The sequence below is a fragment of the Pseudomonas sp. VI4.1 genome, from assembly GCF_002029345.1.
GTDB lineage: Bacteria > Pseudomonadota > Gammaproteobacteria > Pseudomonadales > Pseudomonadaceae > Aquipseudomonas.
This window is the reverse complement of sequence record NZ_MULM01000077.1, coordinates 1-17,765: the sequence shown is the minus strand read 5'-3', so window position 1 is coordinate 17,765 and position 17,765 is coordinate 1. Positions and strand designations below refer to the sequence as shown.

Genomic DNA, 17,765 nt, shown 5'->3' with positions numbered 1-17,765 from the left:
GCTTGCTCGCGATGGACGTTAACGATAACGCGTGTTTACTGGTTAAACGCGGCGCTCTTGAGTCCATCGCGAGCAAGCTCGCTCCTACAGCGAAGGCCGCGCCACGGTCTCAAGCCCTCACCGCTGCGTGGCAATCCAGATCAACAACCCCGCCTGAAACACCGCAAACGCCACCAGACAAGTAATGGTAAACCGCAGCCCGGCGTCATCGCGTTGGTACTGGCTGACTTTTTCCTCGTGTTGCCTGAGCTTCACTGCCTGCTCGGCCAGGTTCTGCTCAGCGTGCTGCAGCATCTGCGCCGCTTCGATAATCTCCACCCCCTGCAGCTTCTCGACGTTCCAGTCACCCAGCAGATCGCCAACCCGCACTTCTTTGACGCGGCCCTTCAAATGCTGGGGGTCGGCGTAGACCACATCAAAACCCTGCATCCGCAGAAAATGATCGCGGCGCAGACGGGTGTCTTCAATCAACGCGTCTTTGTTGTTCAGGTCGGTGCCGTCGACGGTGTAGCCAGGCCAGCGCTGCTTCACCCAGCCAATGCCTTGGGCCGCCATGAAGCGGCCGAGCCCGCGGTTCATCGGCTCGATCTGCAAGCCACTGTCCGGGCTGACATGCACCCGTTGGGTGCGGTGATCGACCCATATGTCCAGATGATTCTGTTCCTTGCGCACGCGCTGGCCGGGCAGGGTGATGCGCATGCGCATCAGGCTGTGTGCCTCGCCATGGCGCTGCGCATAACCGAATTCGACAAAGCGCAGCGGGCGGGCGCCGGTCGTGCGGTCGGTTTGCAGCGGTGCCAGGCGCAGCAGCTGCGATGCTCGACGTCGACGTCTGCCCACGGCAGCTCGACCACTGGCGCAGCCTCTGTTTCAGCGGTGGTGTCGGGTGAAGCCGGGGTATCAGTCATAACGGCGAGATCCTGTCCAAGCCCTGCTTGTCGCCAGTCATAGCGCTGGCGACAAAGGCTTATCGGCCGTTTTGTTCAGGACTGGAGGGCAGGCGGCGCCTAACGGGTGCGAAGCCCGTCGATAAATCCGATGATTCGCGTGCCCAGTTCGGCCGCCAGCGGCAATTGCGGATCCTTATAGGACGCCAGTTGCCGTTTTACGTCGTTGGGCACGATGCGCATCACATGGTTCATGCCCTCGATGAGTGCCAGTTCGGCGTCCGGTTTGGCGGCCTTGAGCAACCGGGCGTCATTCACACCGACCTGGATATCGTTGCTGCCCTGGATGATCAGCGCCGGCATCTTCAACTGGCCAAAGGCTGCCGCGGGGTCCTGACGGAACAGCGAAATCAGGTATGGCTGCACGCTCGGGCGGAAAATCACCTGCAATTGCGGCGGCACGTTGTCGTCGGTGCGGCCGGACTTGAGGCTGTCGAGCAGTTCGTTGCTGCGCAGCATCAGGGGCGGCGGCAAGCGATTGCTCAGTTGCTGGCGCAATACCTGGTCGACCGGTCGCGCGCTGCCGGACATGGAAATCACCGCGGCGGCGTCGAGGCTCGGCGCGGCGAGGCTGGCGATCAAGGCCCCCTCGCTATGGCCGAGCAGGATCAGTTGGCCAAAGCGCGGATCGGTTTTCAGCTGGCGGCCCCAGGCCTCGGCGTCGGCCACATAGGCTTCCAGCGACAGGTTACGTTCGTCGGGGGTCGCCGCGAGGCTCGCCGCCACGCCGCGCTTGTCGTAACGCACGCTGGCGATGTTGTGTTTGGCCAGGACCCAGGCCAGACGCTTCAGGCTGTCATTGCGTCCGCCGTCGGGGTTATTGCCATCGCGATCGGTCGGACCGGAGCCGGAAATGATCAGGACGACCGGCACGGGCTGGTCGGATTTTGGCAGCAGCAACGAGCCGAAAAGCTCGCCGGTGCCGGTATTCAGACTGATGGGCCGTTGCAGGACAGTGGCCTGCACAAAGCCGGTAAACAGGGTAAGGCTCAAGGCTAGAACTCGCAGCATCATCACGCCATCATGAACAAGGTGCCGATTGGACTCGCGGGCACCCGTAAGGTTCGAGGATGAACTACTTGGGTAGCCTGCGTATACTGGCGCGCATTACGTATTCAGGTTCGATTTAACGGAGCGTCCCGCATGTCCGGCAATACCTACGGCAAGCTGTTCACTGTCACCACCGCTGGCGAAAGCCATGGTCCGGCGTTGGTCGCCATTGTCGACGGCTGCCCGCCGGGGCTGGAGATCTCCCTCGACGATTTGCAGCGCGACCTCGATCGCCGCAAACCCGGCACCAGCCGCCACACCACCCAGCGCCAGGAAGCCGACGAAGTCGAGATCCTGTCCGGCGTGTTCGAAGGTCGCACCACCGGGTGCGCCATTGGCCTGTTGATCCGCAATACCGACCAGAAGTCCAAGGACTACTCGGCGATCAAGGACCTGTTCCGCCCGGCCCATGCCGACTACACCTATCACCACAAATACGGCGAACGCGATTACCGCGGCGGCGGTCGCAGCTCGGCGCGGGAAACCGCGATGCGCGTGGCGGCCGGCGCTATCGCCAAGAAATACCTGGCCACCCAGGGCATCGTCATTCGCGGCTACATGAGCCAGCTGGGCCCGATCGAGATCCCGTTCAAGACCTGGGACTCGGTGGAGGAGAACGCGTTCTTCAGCCCCGACCCGGACAAAGTGCCGGAGCTGGAAGCCTACATGGACCAGCTGCGCCGCGACCAGGATTCGGTCGGCGCGAAGATCACCGTGGTCGCCGAGGGCGTGATGCCAGGTCTGGGCGAGCCGATTTTCGACCGTCTCGATGCCGAACTGGCCCATGCGCTGATGAGCATCAACGCGGTCAAGGGCGTGGAAATCGGCGCCGGTTTCGCCAGTGTCGCCCAGCGCGGCACCGAACACCGCGATGAAATGACCCCGCAAGGTTTCCTCAGCAACAATGCCGGCGGCATTCTCGGCGGCATTTCCTCCGGCCAGCCGATCGTCGCGCATCTGGCGCTGAAGCCGACCTCGAGCATCACCACGCCGGGCCGTTCCATCGACATCCACGGCAACCCGGTGGAGGTCGTCACCAAGGGCCGTCACGACCCCTGTGTCGGCATCCGCGCCACGCCGATTGCCGAAGCGATGATGGCCATCGTGCTGATGGATCACCTGCTGCGTCACCGCGGGCAGAACGCCAATGTGCAGGTGAGCACGCCGGTGCTGGGTCAGCTTTAATGGCTCATCTCACAGCCGCTGCAGTCTGACGACGGTGGCGGCGCTCCCGTACTGGCGGCTCTCCAGTTTCTATCTGTTTTATTTCGCCTTGCTCGGTTCGACGGCGCCGTTCCTGGCGCTGTACTTCGATCACCTGGGCTTTTCCAGCGCCCGTATCGGCGAGCTGGTGGCGATCCCGATGTTGATGCGCTGCGTGGCGCCGAACATCTGGGGCTGGCTCGGTGACTACACCGGTCAGCGCCTGGCCATCGTGCGCTTCGGCGCAGTCTGCACCTTGCTGACGTTCTCCCTGATTTTCGTCAGCAAGACCTACGCCTGGCTGGCGATGGTCATGGCCTTGCACGCCTTCTTCTGGCACGCGGTGCTGCCGCAGTTCGAAGTCATCACCCTGGCGCATCTGGAGGGGCAGGCATCCCGCTACAGCCAGATCCGGTTGTGGGGGTCCATCGGCTTCATCATCACTGTGGTCGCGCTGGGCCGGCTGTTCGAATGGCTCAGCCTCGACATCTATCCGGTGGCGCTGGTGCTGATCCTGGCCGGGATCGTGGTCAGCAGCCTGTGGGTGCCGAACGCACAACCGCCACAGGGGGAGCGATTGGCGGGGGACGGTTTTCTCAAGCAATTGCGCAGCCCCGGGGTATTGGCGTTTTACGCCTGCGTGGCGCTGATGCAGTTGAGCCACGGGCCGTATTACACCTTCCTGACCTTGCACCTCGAGCGACTCGGTTACAGCCGAGGCTTGATCGGCATGCTGTGGGCCGTCGGCGTGGTCGCCGAGGTCCTGATGTTTCTGGCCATGAGCAAGATCCTCGCGCGCTTCTCCGTGCGGCGGGTGCTACTGGCGAGTTTTCTGCTGGCGGCGCTGCGTTGGTTGTTGCTCGGCTCGTTTGCCGAGTATCTGTGGGTATTGCTGTTCGCCCAGGTCCTGCACGCGGCCACCTTCGGCAGCTTCCATGCGGCGGCCATCCAGTTCGTGCAACGCAGTTTCGGCGCCCGCCAGCAAGGGCAGGGGCAAGCGTTGTACGCGGCACTGGCCGGCACCGGCGGCGCAGTGGGTGCGTTGTACGCAGGCTATAGCTGGAACGCCCTCGGGGCGACATTGACCTTTAGTATTGCCAGTCTCGCCGCTTTCGCGGCTGCCGTTATGATTGCGACATGCATGCAAGAGGACCGGCCATGAGCCTGTCCTGTGAACAATCGAGGAACCAACCATGAGCAGCCTGTCCGTTTACCCTGTCAGCAGTCCGGAACTGCCGAACAAGGTACTGACCCACTTCGACGACATCGCATCGACCCTGGCCGAACAGGGTGTGCGCTTTGACCGCTGGCAAGCGGCGACCAAGCTCCAGCCCGGCGCCAGCCCGGAAGACATCATCGGCGCGTACCAGGCGCCGATCGACACGCTGATGACGGAAAAGGGTTATGTCAGCGTTGATGTGGTCAGCCTGAGCAGCGATGACCCGCAATCAGCCGAGCTGCGCGCCGGGCTTCTCGAGGAACACCGCTTCGATGAGGATGTCGTGCGTTTTTTCGTTGCCGGTCGTGGCTTGTTCAGCCTGCATATCGGTGATTACGTCTACGCGGTGCTTTGCGAGAAGAACGACCTGATCTCAGTCCCGGCCGGTACTCCCCACTGGTTCGACATGGGTGAGCATCCACATTTCGTCGCGATCCGCCTGTTCAACACCCCGCAAGGCTGCGAGGCCAACTTCACCGGCGAGGACACCGCCAGTCGCTTCCCGTTGCTTGAGGATTGAGTATCGGCCGACCCGGCTCTCTGATCCGCATGCAATCCAAACTGTAGGAGCTGGCTTGCCAGCGAAAACGCCCTTGAGCCATGCACCGCCCATGCGGACGCCTTCGCCGGCAAGCCGGGCTCCTACAGGGTTTGGCGTTGACCACAATTCATCGATACACCGCTGATCCCTGTAGGAGCTGGCTTGCCAGCGAAGGCGCCCTCGAGCCTTGCACCGCCCATGACGAGCCTTCGCCGGCAAGCCGGGCTCCTACAGGAGCACACAGGCCGTGAAGCGAAAGCTTTCACGGCCTGTGTGTTTGCAGCGTTACAACGGTTTACGCCGAATGATAAGTCGGCAGGGCAAACCGTTGCTGGCTTTGCAGCATGGAGATCTGCGGCAGCTCGCTGGCTTGTTCCGCGAGGTCGCGACGGATCGCGCTGATCACCCACGAGAGCTGATCGCCAGCATGCAATTGCTGGTAGGAAATCGAGCGTTTAAACACTTTGCCTTCGGTGCTGCGCAGGGTCAGCAGGATGCCACCGTCAGGACGTGGCTGGGTGGTCACTTCGAAATTGGAGAACAGGGACGAAAATTTTTCTTGAATCAGGCTCATGTCTATCGGCTCCGTTAGCACTTGATTGGCAAGCATGGAGAGGTAGTTGCAGCCTTTGTGCCAGCCTTTGTATTTTTAAAAATCCTTGTAAATCAATAAGTTAATTTCATGGTGATTTGAGCCGTTCGTGCAATCTGCATGAACGGCCATCGTGCATCCTGCATTTTGCGTGGTCGTCGCCGTTTCCATGGAACCAATCGCCACGCGCGGACTCGCGATTTCGCCCCAGCGGATCATGGATACAAAACATTGCAAAAACCGCGTGTACAGCCCCGGAAGCGCTGACGTATTTTCGGCCTCAATAAATGCCGCCCGATAATAAAAAACACCGAACGGGAGCTTCCATGAGCACGCCGCACGACACGATTACCTGGGGCATGATGCTCCGCAAACTCCCTGCCATTGCCAAAGCCATCCCCCGTGTGGTGAAAGGCATGAAAGCGGCCAACGTCAAGGACCCGGCCCAATCCTGTGGCCTGGGCTGGAGCTTCGAGCAGGCGGCCTTGCGCAATCCCGATGGCCCGGCTTTGCTGCAGGGCGACGTGGTACTGAGTTATGCACAGGTCAACCAATGGGCCAATCGCATTGCCCATCACCTGATTGCCCAAGGCATCCGCAAGGGCGATGGAGTGGCGGTGTTCATCGAGAACCGCCCGGAACTGTTGGTGACGATTCTGGCGGTGGCCAAGGTCGGCGCGATCAGCGCCTTGCTCAATACCTCGCAAACCCGCGACACCCTGGCCCACAGCCTGAACCTGGTGGCACCCGCGGCAATCATTGTCGGCGAGGAGCTGGTCCCGGCGTTTTCGGCGGTGCGCGAACGGGTGTCGATCACGCCTGCGCGCACCTGGTTTGTCGCCGATCAAGGCACCCATACCCATCCGGGCATTGCCCCCGACGGGTTCATCAACCTGATGGCGGCCAGCGTCGATGCTTGCAGTGACAACCCCGCCAGCAGCCAGCAGGTTTTTTTCGACGACCCGTGTTTCTACATCTACACCTCAGGCACCACCGGCTTGCCCAAGGCCGGCGTGTTCAAGCACGGCCGCTGGATGCGCAGTTCCGCCAGCTTCGGCATGATCGCCCTGGATATGCGCCCCGAGGATGTTGTCTATTGCACCTTGCCGCTCTATCACGCCACCGGGCTGTGCGTGTGCTGGGGTTCGGCGATCAGTGGCGCTTCAGGCTTTGCCATCCGCCGCAAATTCAGCGCCAGCCAGTTCTGGAACGATGTGCGTCAGTACCGCGCGACCACCCTCGGCTACGTCGGCGAGCTGTGCCGTTATCTGGTGGATCAACCGCCCGCTGCCGACGACAACCAGCACCGCGTGACGAAGATGATCGGCAATGGCCTGCGCCCCGGCGCGTGGCGCGAATTCAAGACGCGATTCGGCGTCAACCATATCTGCGAGCTGTACGCCGCCAGTGACGGCAACATCGGCTTCACCAACGTGCTGAACTTCGACAACACCGTGGGCTTCTCCCTGATGACATGGGAACTGGCGGCCTACGACCACGACAGTGGCTTGCCGATTCGCAACGCCAAGGGCTTCATGCGCAAGGTGGCCAAAGGCGAGCAGGGCTTGTTGCTGGCGAAGATCGACGACAAGGCGCCGCTGGATGGCTACACCGATCCGCAGAAAACCGCAAAGGTCGTGCTCCACGACGTATTCGCCAAAGGCGACCGCTACTTCAACACCGGCGACCTGATGCGCAACATCGGTTTCGGCCACGCCCAGTTCGTCGACCGTCTGGGGGACACCTATCGCTGGAAAGGCGAAAACGTCTCGACCACCGAGGTCGAGAACATCCTCCTGCAACACCCGAACATTTGCGAAGCCGTGGCCTATGGCGTGGAAATCCGCAACACCAACGGCCGCGCCGGGATGGCCGCGATCACCCCCGCCGAATCCCTGGCGACCCTGGATTTCAGCGAGCTGCTGGCCTTCGCCCGGGAGCAGATGCCGGCCTATGCCGTGCCTGTGTTCCTGCGGGTCAAAGTGAAAATGGAAACCACCGGAACCTTCAAATACCAGAAGACCCGGCTCAAGGATGAAGCCTTCGACCCCGGCAGGACCGGTGATGATCCGATTTACGCCTGGCTGCCAGGGACCGGGACTTACGTGCCGGTCACCGAGCAATTGCTTGAGGACATTCATGGCGGCAAGTACCGTTATTAATGTGGCTCTTATTGAAAGTGGCTATGACCGTCCATGAGAAAAAACAAGTGACAGCTTCGGGGCTCATCGGGAAACTGTCGCTTTGCGAATAACCGAAAGTGGAGCCCCCGATGTCAGACCAAAGCCGCCAGATGACCCCCGAAGAAGCCGCTGAATTTGCCGAACAGGTATTCAACAAGGCGCGCGAGGGCGATGCGGCCATGATGGCAGCGCTGCTGACCAAAGGCCTGCCGCCGAACCTGCGCAACCACAAGGGCGATACCTTGTTGATGCTGGCCGCTTACCACGGCCATGTGGAGACGGTAAAAGTCCTGCTCGAGCACAAGGCCGACCCGGAAATCCGCAACGACAACGGCCAGAGCCCGATTGCCGGCGCGGCGTTCAAGGGCGACCTGGCGACGGTCAAGGCGTTGGTCGAAGGCGGTGCACAGGTTGAAGGTTCGTCCTTCGACGGCCGCACGGCGCTGATGATGGCGGCGATGTTCAATCGCGTGGAAATCGTCGACTACCTGATCGGCAAGGGCGCCGATCCGAAGGCCAGGGACGCCAATGGCATCACCGCGCTGGATGCGGCCAAGACCATGGGTGCGGTGGATACCACGGCGCAGCTGCAGAAATTGCTCGGCTGATCGGCAACGTCCTCAGGCAAGCCAAACGCCTTGGCGAGGGGAGTTAAGACGCGGAATCTGTAGGAGCTGGCTTGCCAGCGAAGGCGGTGTGTCAGACGACATCGATATCAACTGACAGACCGCCATCGCTGGCAAGCCAGCTCCTACAGGTTCCGCGCTTAACCGGCTGGCATTGGGCCTGCCCCCTCGCTGCAGGAGTCCACTGACGCAAAAGGGAGTTTCCAGAAAAACCAAAGCCTCAATACACCCACACCTCAACCCGCCGATTCCTGATCCGCCCCTCGTCCGCGCTATTGGCCGCCACCGGCATCTCGGCGCCGAAGCCGCGAACCTCGCGCAACACCACTCCGCTTTTCACCAGCTCCCGGCGCACCGCCATGGCGCGCAGTTTCGACAGCAGATCGGCCCGCGCCGGGTCACTCTTGGCGTCGCCAAACCCGGCCAGCGTCACCTGTCGACGGGTCTTGCCGTGCTGCTTTATATAGTCGAGCACCCTTGAGAGGTCCTGCCGGGCCTTGTTGTCCAGGGTCGCACTGCCTTCTTCGAAGCGAAAATTGACCGACAGCCGCTGGGCGTGGCGACTGAGCGCCTGATAACCCTCGGGCATCAGCACATTCGGCGTGACCGCCATGGCCTGCACGGTCTGGGCGATAAAACCATTGGCCGCGACGATGACCTGGCCCTGGCTGCCCTGGGTGAAGGCGACCAAGGCGTCGGCCCAGGGATTGTTGCCGGTGGGCGGCAGGTAAAAGTACAGCCGACGGGACAATGGATAGTCTTCCGTGGCGATCAGGCTGTCGAGCGGCAGCATGGCCTGGGATTGGCCGTCGGCAATGGCCACGGCTTTGGCCTGGCGCACGTAGGGCAGGCCGATGAAGCCGATGCCTTGCGGGTCCAGGCTCACCGCGTCGGACAACTGCTCGCTGGATTCGAAACGTTTCGCGGTGTTGCTCAGGGTTTTCCCACGACCTGCGAGAACCAGTTCGTTGAACGTGTCATACGTGCCCGATTGGTCATCCCGCGCATACAGATGAATCGGCCCGCCACGACCGCCGAGTGCTTCCCAGGTGCTCACCTCGCCGCTGAAAATCCGCGCCAGTTGTTCGGTGTCGAGTTGATTCAACGGGTTTTGCGGATGAAGGATGATCGCCAGGCCATCGATGGCGATCACCTGCTCGGCGTCAGGTTGTTTCAGGTCGCCCAACGATTGCAGGGCTTCCCGTTCGCTGTCCTTGATCGGGCGCGAGGACGCGGCGAGATCGGCGCTGGCGTTTTTCAGGGCGGTGAAGCCGGTGCTGGAGCCGTGAGCCGCAATGTCCACCGCCACCCGGCGCCCTTGAACGGTTTCGCCGACCACCCGCAGTTCGTTGGCGGTGTCCGGCGCTTCGCGGTGAATCTTGTGCAAACCCTGCTCGCGCATCAGGCCTTCGACCAGGGCCGGGCCCAGTGCGGCGCCGATCGTATTGGAACCCTGGATGCGCAGCACCGAACCCTGTTCGGGTGTCGGCAGATCACCGGCCGAAGCCGCCTGCGCCAGGCTCGCGCAGAGCACCCACAGGAACAACACGCGCAACGTCATGCGGGCACCTTAATAAGTCGAAGAAAGTGCCGGGAGAATAAGTCAGTAAGGTGACCGAAAGATGACAGATCCATAACCCGTCTAACGCGTAGAATTGCGCTCTGGAGAAAATCTGAGGTTGCAGTGGTGGATTTACAGCGGGGCTTCGTCCTGACCCGGCATTGGCGCGACACACCGGCCGGTACGGAAGTCGAATTCTGGGTGGCGACCGATACCGGTCCCCAGCGTATCCGCCTGCCTTATCAACCTTCGGTGGCGTTCATCCCGGCGGCCCAGCGCGAGCAGGCCGAGGCGCTGTTGCAGGGGGAAAAAAACCTCGAACTGCGACCGCTGGCCTTGCAGGATTTCGAGCATCGCCCGGTGCTCGGCCTGTATTGCCAGCAGCATGGGCAACTGATGCGCCTGGAAACCACGCTGCGCAAGGCCGGCGTCGATATGTTCGAAGCCGACGTGCGGCCGCCGGAGCGCTACATGATGGAGCGGTTCATCACGGCGCCGGTGGTCTTTGGCGGCACGCCCACTGCCGAGGGCCTGCTGCTCGACGCGCAGATGAAACCCGACCCGGACTACCGACCCACGCTCCGGCTGGTGTCCCTGGACATCGAAACCACCGCCCGGGGCGAGTTGTATTCCATCGCCCTGGAAGGCTGTGGCGAGCGACAGGTCTATATGTTGGGCCCGCCCAACGGTGACCACGGCGCGGTGGATTTCCAGCTCGAATACTGTGACTCGCGAACCCTGCTGCTGAAAAAGCTCAATGAATGGTTCGCCCGCCATGACCCCGACGCGATCATCGGCTGGAATGTCGTGCAGTTTGACCTGCGGGTGCTGCACGAGCATGCCCGGCGCCTGGCGGTGCCATTGAAACTGGGGCGTGGCGGCGAGGAAATGCAGTGGCGCGAACACGGCAGCCGCAATCATTACTTCGCCGCGGCCGCCGGGCGATTGATCATCGATGGCATCGAATCCCTGCGCTCGGCGACCTGGAGCTTCCCCTCGTTCAGCCTGGAAAACGTCGCGCAAACCCTGCTTGGCGAAGGCAAGGCGATCGACAACCCTTACCAGCGCATGGACGAAATCAACCGCATGTTCGCCGAAGACAAACCGGCCCTGGCCCGGTACAACCTCAAGGACTGCGAACTGGTGACGCGCATCTTCGCCAAGACCGAGTTGCTGACCTTCCTCCTGGAACGGGCCAGCGTCACCGGTTTGCCGGCGGACCGCAGCGGCGGGTCGGTGGCGGCCTTCACCCACCTGTACATGCCGCTGATGCACCGCCAGGGGTTCGTCGCGCCCAATCTCGGCAGCAAGCCCGCGCAAGCCAGCCCCGGCGGATTCGTCATGGACTCGCAACCGGGGCTGTATGAATCGGTGCTGGTGCTGGACTACAAAAGTCTCTATCCGTCGATCATCCGCACCTTCCTCATCGACCCGGTGGGCCTGATCGAGGGCCTCAAGCATCCCGCAGACAGCGAGTCGGTGCCGGGTTTTCGCGGCGCGCGTTTTTCCAGGACCCGGCACTGCCTGCCGGCGATCGTCGCCCGCGTCGCCGAAGGCCGGGAAACCGCCAAGCGCGAGCACAACGCGCCGCTGTCCCAGGCCTTGAAGATCATCATGAACGCCTTCTACGGCGTGCTCGGCTCCAGTGGCTGCCGCTTCTTCGATACGCGCCTGGCGTCGTCCATCACCCTGCGCGGCCACGAAATCATGCTGCGCACCCGCCAGTTGATCGAAGCCCAGGGCCACACGGTGATCTACGGCGACACCGACTCGACGTTCGTCTGGCTGCGCCGCGCCCACGGCCAGCAGGAAGCGGCGCAGATCGGCCGCGCCCTGGTGGACCACGTCAACCAGTGGTGGCGCGAACACGTGCGGCAGGAATATGGCCTGGACAGTGCTCTGGAACTGCAGTTCGAGACCCATTACAAACGCTTCCTGATGCCGACCATCCGCGGCGCCGAGGAGGGCAGCAAGAAGCGCTATGCCGGGCTGGTGACCCGCGCCGACGGCAGCGATGAAATGGTCTACAAAGGCCTGGAAACCGTGCGCACCGACTGGTCGCCGCTGGCCCGGCAATTCCAGCAGGAGCTATACCTGCGCATCTTCAATCGCCAGCCTTATCAGGATTACGTGCGCGACTATGTGCGCAAGACCCTGGCCGGTGAGTTCGATGACCGACTGATCTACCGCAAGCGCCTGCGTCGCACCCTCGACGATTACCAACGCAACGTGCCGCCCCATGTCCGCGCGGCGCGTATCGCCGACGACTACAACGACCGTCAGGGCCGGCCGCGGCAGTACCAGAACGGGGGGTGGATCAGCTACGTGATCACTGTCGCCGGGCCCGAGCCGCTGGAGATCCGCAGCGCACCCATAGATTACGACCACTATGTCACCCGGCAATTGCAACCGGTGGCGGATGCGATCCTGCCCTTCGTCGACGATGACTTCTCAACCCTGATCGGTGGTCAACTAGGTCTGTTTTGAGTCCATCAACGTCAACGTCCAGGCGTCAGGAATGCCGTGGAAATACTGATCCAGTGCCCGGTTGAAGAGATTGTCTTCGCTATCGATCTGAGCGAACAGGGTCATCGAGGAGTGAAACTTGAGCTCGTCAGGGTGGCCGAAGATCGCCGCAATCGGGCGCGGCTCAATGTCCAGGACCAATTGCGTGCAGGTGCGCAGGCGCGTGCTCAACACCGGGTGTTGCAGGTAGGCCTGCGCTTCCGCGGCGGAGTGAATCGCGAAGTGACGGGACATCTCGCTGTCCCCCAGCCCGGTGAACTGCGGAAAGATGAACCACATCCAGTGGCTGCGCTTGCGGCCATCGCTCAGCTCATCCTGAACCCGTTCGAATACCGGGTTCTGCGCCTGAATGAAGCGTTGCAGGTCGAACCTGTCGAGTGGATCGGTGCTTCTCATGCGCAAGCCCTCTGACACAACCGCGATGGCTCAGACCATGGCCAGCCGTTGCTTTCGTTGTGGCGCGTGAAACGCATGGTCCAGCGCCTCCAGATCCCCGGTTTCAAGCCGCAATTGCGCGGCTTGCGCATTCAGTTGCACGTGTTCAGGGCTGACCGCCTTGGGGATGGCGATCACACCGTCCTGCCGCAGAATCCATGCCAGCGCGACCTGGGCCGGCGTCGCGTCGTGTCGGACGGCAACGTGCATGAGCGCCGGGTGGGCCAGCATCCCCCCACCCTGGCCGATTGGACAGTAGGCCATGACTGGCAGGCGATGCTGCTGGCACCAGGGCAGCAGATCGAATTCTATGCCGCGTTCTTCCAGATTGTAGAGCACCTGGTTAGTGGCGCAGGCCGGCGCGGCCAGTTCGTGCAGGTCATCCAGGTCGAAATTGGACACGCCCCAGCGGCCGATCTTGCCGGCTTCGCGCAGGCGCTCGAACGCGTCGACGGTTTCCTCCAGGGGATACTGGCCACGCCAGTGCAACAGGTACACATCAATGTAGTCGGTACCCAGCCGTTGCAGACTGCGCTCGCACGCCTGGGGGATGCCGTCGCGGCTGGCGTTGTGCGGGTACACCTTGCTGACCAGAAACACCTGGTCGCGCCTACCGGCAATGGCTTCACCCACCACTTGCTCGGCACCGCCTTCGCCGTACATTTCAGCGGTGTCGATCAGGGTCATGCCCAGCTCGATGCCCTGGCGCAACGCCGCCACCTCCTGGCTGCGCCGTGAAGGGTCCTCCCCCATGCGCCAGGTGCCCTGGCCGATGACCGGTACCTGGACGCCTGCCAGTTCGAGGGTGCGCATGCACATCTCCTTTTTTCGCTCGATGGGTACTCTTCGGTTGGCACCAGAATACCGCAGTGGTTCCATGCAAAACTCAATTATCCCGGTGTACCCGCCCCCCTGTAGGAGCTGGCTTGCCAGCGAAAGCGTCCTGACAGCCAACACATATGTTGAATGTTCTATCGCTTTCGCTGGCAAGCCAGCTCCTACAGGGTGCGGCGTACAGCGCAAGCAGCCACCAGCCGAGATCTTTTTATCCTGTCCACCACCCAGCATTTACAGACCACCGGTACTGCACTTTTCCCCGTTTCCCGGCTCTATCCCATGGCCAGCCTGCGGCGATCCCCACCGCAAGCCCATGTCCAAGTTCAAACACCCATGGTTCGAGTGTTACCCCTCATCACGATGCACACCCGCCGTTACAGCCTGCTGCTGGCCTGTTTGTCGACGCTCTGCTTCACCGGATGCACCCAGCAACAGGGCGGCGACATCATCGACCAGTTCCGCCAAGGCAAACCCCAGGAATTCCTCCAGACCAGCGTCGACCGCATGGCCACCCTGGCGATGCGCGACAACCTCGACAGCCTCTACTTGCTCATGAGCAAGCTCTACCTGCGCAACCCCGAAGAGTTGAAAAAATCCGGCTTCCTCGACGCCCGCACCGCCGGGCAGCAAGTGCGCATGGCCATCGAAATGCAACAGCCGCTGCCGACCTTGGGCGGCAAAAAAGACCTGGCGGCACTGAGCTTCGCCATGAGCCCGGAATTCCTCGGCGACCGCGTCGGCGCCTTCATCTATGCCATCGGCAGCATGCTGGTCACCGCCCACGGCAATCGTCTCGAGTTCTACATGACCGATGCGATCAACCCGACCTTCGTCAGCAACGCCGCGCGCAACATCGAGAAAGCCACTTGGATCCTCAGCCAGCGCCAGAACAAGCAGGGCGGGCCCTTGCTGTTTTCCAACGAGATTTCGGAGGAGGGCAGCAACCTGAGTTTTGCCGTGGAATTCGGCAAGATCGTCGCGCGGCTGGACCTGCTGACCCAGATGCTCGACGAGCGCTACCGGCGGATCGGCCTGAATTACGCCCAGAGCCTGCTGTTCCTCAATTTCCTGCCCGTGCAGTAACGTTGGCGGCCTGCCCCAGATCCATCAAACACCCCAACCCCCTGTAGGAGCTGGCTTGCCAGCGAAGGCGTCCTGACAGCCAGCGCATGTGTTGAATGTGACGGACCCTTCGCTGGCAAGCCAGCTCCTACAGGGGTCCGGGTACATCCATAGAGTCAGGTCGGCTGACACACCGCGTTCGCAGGCAAGCCCGTTCCCAGCGCACATAGGCATAACGATAGACCGCATCGATATAACTGGTTATAAGAAAAATCGCTATGCTGCGGGCCAGTTCTCTTATGCGATTTTTGTGGGCGTGTTAATGGAATTCGTTAACTTCGGGTTGGTGGTCGCAGGTTTGGTGGTGGGTTTCATCGTCGGCATGACCGGTGTGGGCGGCGGCTCATTGATGACGCCGATCCTGCTGTGGTTCGGTGTCAATCCGGCGACGGCGGTGGGCACGGATCTCCTGTACGCGGCCATCACCAAATCCAGCGGCGTTCTGGTTCATAAAAAGAACAACAACATCGACTGGTCAATCACCGGCTGGCTGACCCTCGGCAGTGTGCCGGCGGTGCTGATGACGCTGTGGTTCCTGAGCACCCTGCAGACATCCCCCGATGCCATGAACGCGGTGATCAAACAGGCCCTGGGCTTTGTCCTGTTTGCCACCGCGCTGGCGATTTTCTTCAAGAAGCGCTTGCTCGATTTCGCCCACAAACGCGCGGGCGGCAACTACAACCCCAGCGGCCCACGCCTGAACGGGCTGACCGTGCTGACCGGCCTTGTGCTCGGCACCATGGTCGCCCTGACCTCCATCGGTGCGGGCGCCCTGGGCACCGTGGCCCTGTTCATTCTTTATCCAATGCTGCCCACCCGCCGCCTGGTGGGCACGGAAATCGCCCACGCCGTACCCCTGACCCTGGTCGCCGGCCTCGGTCACGCGAGCATGGGCAACATGGATTGGCACGTACTGGGCTACTTGCTGGTCGGTTCGCTGCCGGGCATTTACCTGGGCAGTCACCTGACTGGCCGCATCTCCGACGAAATGTTGCGTCCTTGCCTGGCCACGATGCTGGCGCTGATCGGCTACAAACTGGCGTTCTGATCTGCGCCGCAGGCCTCAATCACTCACGGGTGAAAATTTCCAGCAGGTGCCCGTCCGGGTCATCGAAGTAGACCCGCCGGCCACCACCGTAGTCATTTATTTCGTCCAGTCGCTGCTTGCCGGGATCAGCCCACCAGGGTTGCTTTCGCGTTTGCAGACGGGCGAAGGCCGCATCGAACTCCTCGTCACCGAGCAAAAACGCATAGTGCTGGGAAGCGATCGGCGGGTCGTTGTTATAGAAATCCAGTGACACGCCGTTGTCGAGTTTAACGACCAACATCGGCCCGAAGGGCTCGGGGGCGGGCAGGCCGAGGATGTCGGCCAGATAGCTGGCCGATGCCTGCTTGTCGCAGCACCAGACGATGGTGTGGTTCAGCTGAGCGCTCATGGCAGGGGGCCTCCTTCAATCTCTACCATGAGTTAAGCACTGTTGCTTTAAACCTTCGACGTATCGCGTGCCATCACTGTGACCTCGAGCCCGTCGTCGTTCAGTTGCTCCACGATCACCCAGCCCAGTCTGGCGTAAAGCGACTGGGCCGAGTCGGTGTATAGAAAGAGCCTGGGGATTGCGAGTGCCGCCGCCTCCTCGACGATACGCGACACCAGCCCGGAGGCGATGCCCCGACCACGATGCTCGGCCTTGACGTAAACGCCTGCCAGCCAGGGAGTCAGTTCGGGCCGTGATGCCAGATCGCTCTCGATCAGCAGGGCTCCGCCGAGCAGTTGCGTACCATCAAGGGCGACCAGGACGGTGGGCACAGCACCTTTGCCGCATGCAGCACGCATACGTTCGGTTCTTGCCTGGAGGGTATCGCCGGGTTTGAATTGACCCCATTCCTTGAAATTCAGCTCGGCCAATTCCGGGATCAGAGCGGGGTGGTTGCAGAGGTAATCGATTTCCATGTTGAATTGAAGCTCCTTTGCCTTGCGCGGACGATTCAGTCGTCGCGATGGTGAACCACAATAAAGCGCCCAGAACAGCGGATCAAATACACGTTCGATCCTCATTGGTCTGTTGCGCAATGACTGCCCTGACCTAAGCTTGGGGCAGGGCGAAACATAATTGCGAAGCGTCCCCGGAACGAACGCCGCGATGCGCAATCATTAGAGCGTGGATATCAAAAAGGAGATGCGCATGCTCATCAGGTCATTGACCCTGGCTACCCTGCTGGCTTTCGCCGGTACCTTGTTCGCTGCCGATGGCGACTCACCGCTGGACATGGACAAGGGCAGGGCCCGGCCGTTGATTGTCATCGCTCCGAGTACAGTCGATCCCACATGGGTCAGCTTGAAAAAGGCACTGGGTGAGCCCGCCAACCGCAAGGGTTTCGACGATCGGAATATGGTCCTGTACAGCGTTCTCAATCTGATGGGACAGCGCGAGGGCAAAGACCTGGGGCCGCAAGAAACGGCGGCATTGATCCGCTCGCTCAAATTGGGCGCTGGCGCGAAGACCAAGGTGATTCTGGTCGGCAAGGATGGCGAAAAGAAACTGGAGCAGTCGGATACGGTCGACCTGCAGGCGATTTTCAAAACCATCGATGAATTGCCGGCGACAGAGAAAGAAGCCACGGCGCCGACACCGCCGCCGGTGAGCGAAACCGCCCCGGCCAAGGGCGCCAAGGCGACAAAACCGGCCAAACCCACCAAGCCCGCCAAGCCGCCAGAAATGCCGGACGATTGAATCCGCGCAGAACCTTATGGCGAATGGATTCCCTGTAGGAGCTGGCTTGCCAGCGAAAGCGGTCTACCAGCCAAAACTTCTGCTGAATGTGCCGCCGTCTTCGCCAGCAAGCCGGCTCCTACACGGGATCGCTGGTGTTCACCGATTTCCTGTTCACTGAAAATCCCCTGTAGGAGCTGGCTTGCCAGCGA

At 61.6% G+C, this 17,765-nt stretch carries 16 protein-coding genes and 1 pseudogene; 9 read left to right on the top strand and 8 right to left on the bottom strand.

Features of this window, described 5'->3' with window-relative positions; genetic code table 11:
• Nucleotides 1-117 precede the first annotated feature (117 nt).
• Together BZ163_RS02755 and BZ163_RS02750 are read right to left on the bottom strand one after the other, a co-directional pair.
• A pseudogene (locus BZ163_RS02755) lies at nt 118-908 on the bottom strand (hypothetical protein).
• 99 nt (nt 909-1,007) lie between these two features.
• Entirely contained in the window at nt 1,008-1,961 is a 954-nt protein-coding gene (locus BZ163_RS02750; RefSeq protein ID WP_128869693.1) for an alpha/beta hydrolase, read from the bottom strand.
• Between the two features lie 129 nt (nt 1,962-2,090).
• Between BZ163_RS02750 and aroC the strand changes: the two genes are divergently transcribed.
• Genes aroC through BZ163_RS02735 form a run of 3 tightly spaced genes read left to right on the top strand, consistent with a single transcriptional unit; the run spans nt 2,091 to nt 4,939 of the window.
• Complete coding sequence (aroC, locus tag BZ163_RS02745) at nt 2,091-3,182, top strand: chorismate synthase (protein WP_128869692.1); 1,092 nt, start codon at nt 2,091-2,093, stop codon at nt 3,180-3,182.
• A 34-nt stretch (nt 3,183-3,216) separates the two neighbouring features.
• Nucleotides 3,217-4,362 carry an MFS transporter gene (locus tag BZ163_RS02740; protein WP_128869691.1) on the top strand — a complete coding sequence of 382 codons (1,146 nt, stop codon included), beginning with the start codon at nt 3,217-3,219 and terminating at the stop codon, nt 4,360-4,362.
• A gap of 31 nt (nt 4,363-4,393) precedes the next feature.
• Nucleotides 4,394-4,939, top strand: coding sequence for an acireductone dioxygenase (locus BZ163_RS02735; protein ID WP_128869690.1), 546 nt, complete (start codon nt 4,394-4,396; stop codon nt 4,937-4,939).
• Nucleotides 4,940-5,255: 316 nt separating this feature from the next.
• Here the strand turns inward: BZ163_RS02735 and BZ163_RS02730 are convergent, their stop codons facing one another.
• The gene (locus BZ163_RS02730) at nt 5,256-5,534 is read right to left on the bottom strand and encodes a DUF3509 domain-containing protein (protein ID WP_064676634.1); all 279 of its coding nucleotides are present in this window, start codon (nt 5,532-5,534) and stop codon (nt 5,256-5,258) included.
• Between the two features lie 344 nt (nt 5,535-5,878).
• On the opposite strand from BZ163_RS02730, the gene BZ163_RS02725 reads away from it, so the two are divergent.
• Together BZ163_RS02725 and BZ163_RS02720 are read left to right on the top strand one after the other, a co-directional pair.
• Complete coding sequence (locus BZ163_RS02725) at nt 5,879-7,714, top strand: long-chain-acyl-CoA synthetase (RefSeq protein WP_128869689.1); 1,836 nt, start codon at nt 5,879-5,881, stop codon at nt 7,712-7,714.
• A gap of 110 nt (nt 7,715-7,824) precedes the next feature.
• Entirely contained in the window at nt 7,825-8,343 is a 519-nt protein-coding gene (locus tag BZ163_RS02720) for an ankyrin repeat domain-containing protein (RefSeq protein ID WP_128869688.1), read from the top strand.
• Nucleotides 8,344-8,581: 238 nt separating this feature from the next.
• On the opposite strand, the gene BZ163_RS02715 is transcribed toward BZ163_RS02720, so the two are convergent.
• Nucleotides 8,582-9,922 carry a substrate-binding domain-containing protein gene (locus tag BZ163_RS02715; protein WP_128869687.1) on the bottom strand — a complete coding sequence of 447 codons (1,341 nt, stop codon included), beginning with the start codon at nt 9,920-9,922 and terminating at the stop codon, nt 8,582-8,584.
• 126 nt (nt 9,923-10,048) lie between these two features.
• Between BZ163_RS02715 and BZ163_RS02710 the strand changes: the two genes are divergently transcribed.
• Entirely contained in the window at nt 10,049-12,409 is a 2,361-nt protein-coding gene (locus tag BZ163_RS02710) for a DNA polymerase II (RefSeq protein ID WP_128869686.1), read from the top strand.
• On the opposite strand, the gene BZ163_RS02705 is transcribed toward BZ163_RS02710, so the two are convergent.
• Both BZ163_RS02705 and BZ163_RS02700 read right to left on the bottom strand, forming a co-directional pair.
• Nucleotides 12,395-12,844, bottom strand: coding sequence for a DUF1810 domain-containing protein (locus tag BZ163_RS02705; protein ID WP_128869685.1), 450 nt, complete (start codon nt 12,842-12,844; stop codon nt 12,395-12,397). The genes BZ163_RS02710 and BZ163_RS02705 overlap by 15 nt on opposite strands.
• A gap of 30 nt (nt 12,845-12,874) precedes the next feature.
• Entirely contained in the window at nt 12,875-13,696 is an 822-nt protein-coding gene (locus tag BZ163_RS02700; RefSeq protein WP_128869684.1) for an aldo/keto reductase, read from the bottom strand.
• Between the two features lie 357 nt (nt 13,697-14,053).
• Here BZ163_RS02700 and BZ163_RS02695 point away from each other — a divergent pair, with 357 nt between their 5' ends.
• On the top strand, nt 14,054-14,803 hold the full coding sequence (locus BZ163_RS02695; RefSeq protein WP_128869683.1) for a hypothetical protein: 750 nt from the start codon (nt 14,054-14,056) through the stop codon (nt 14,801-14,803).
• A 301-nt stretch (nt 14,804-15,104) separates the two neighbouring features.
• The gene (locus BZ163_RS02690) at nt 15,105-15,890 is read left to right on the top strand and encodes a sulfite exporter TauE/SafE family protein (RefSeq protein WP_064676642.1); all 786 of its coding nucleotides are present in this window, start codon (nt 15,105-15,107) and stop codon (nt 15,888-15,890) included.
• A 19-nt stretch (nt 15,891-15,909) separates the two neighbouring features.
• Here BZ163_RS02690 and BZ163_RS02685 read toward each other — a convergent pair whose 3' ends face one another.
• Nucleotides 15,910-16,278, bottom strand: coding sequence for a VOC family protein (locus tag BZ163_RS02685; RefSeq protein WP_128869682.1), 369 nt, complete (start codon nt 16,276-16,278; stop codon nt 15,910-15,912).
• A gap of 47 nt (nt 16,279-16,325) precedes the next feature.
• On the bottom strand, nt 16,326-16,793 hold the full coding sequence (locus BZ163_RS02680) for a GNAT family N-acetyltransferase (protein ID WP_128869681.1): 468 nt from the start codon (nt 16,791-16,793) through the stop codon (nt 16,326-16,328).
• Nucleotides 16,794-17,025: 232 nt separating this feature from the next.
• Here BZ163_RS02680 and BZ163_RS02675 point away from each other — a divergent pair, with 232 nt between their 5' ends.
• Nucleotides 17,026-17,574 carry a DUF4174 domain-containing protein gene (locus BZ163_RS02675; RefSeq protein WP_128869680.1) on the top strand — a complete coding sequence of 183 codons (549 nt, stop codon included), beginning with the start codon at nt 17,026-17,028 and terminating at the stop codon, nt 17,572-17,574.
• Nucleotides 17,575-17,765 lie beyond the last annotated feature (191 nt).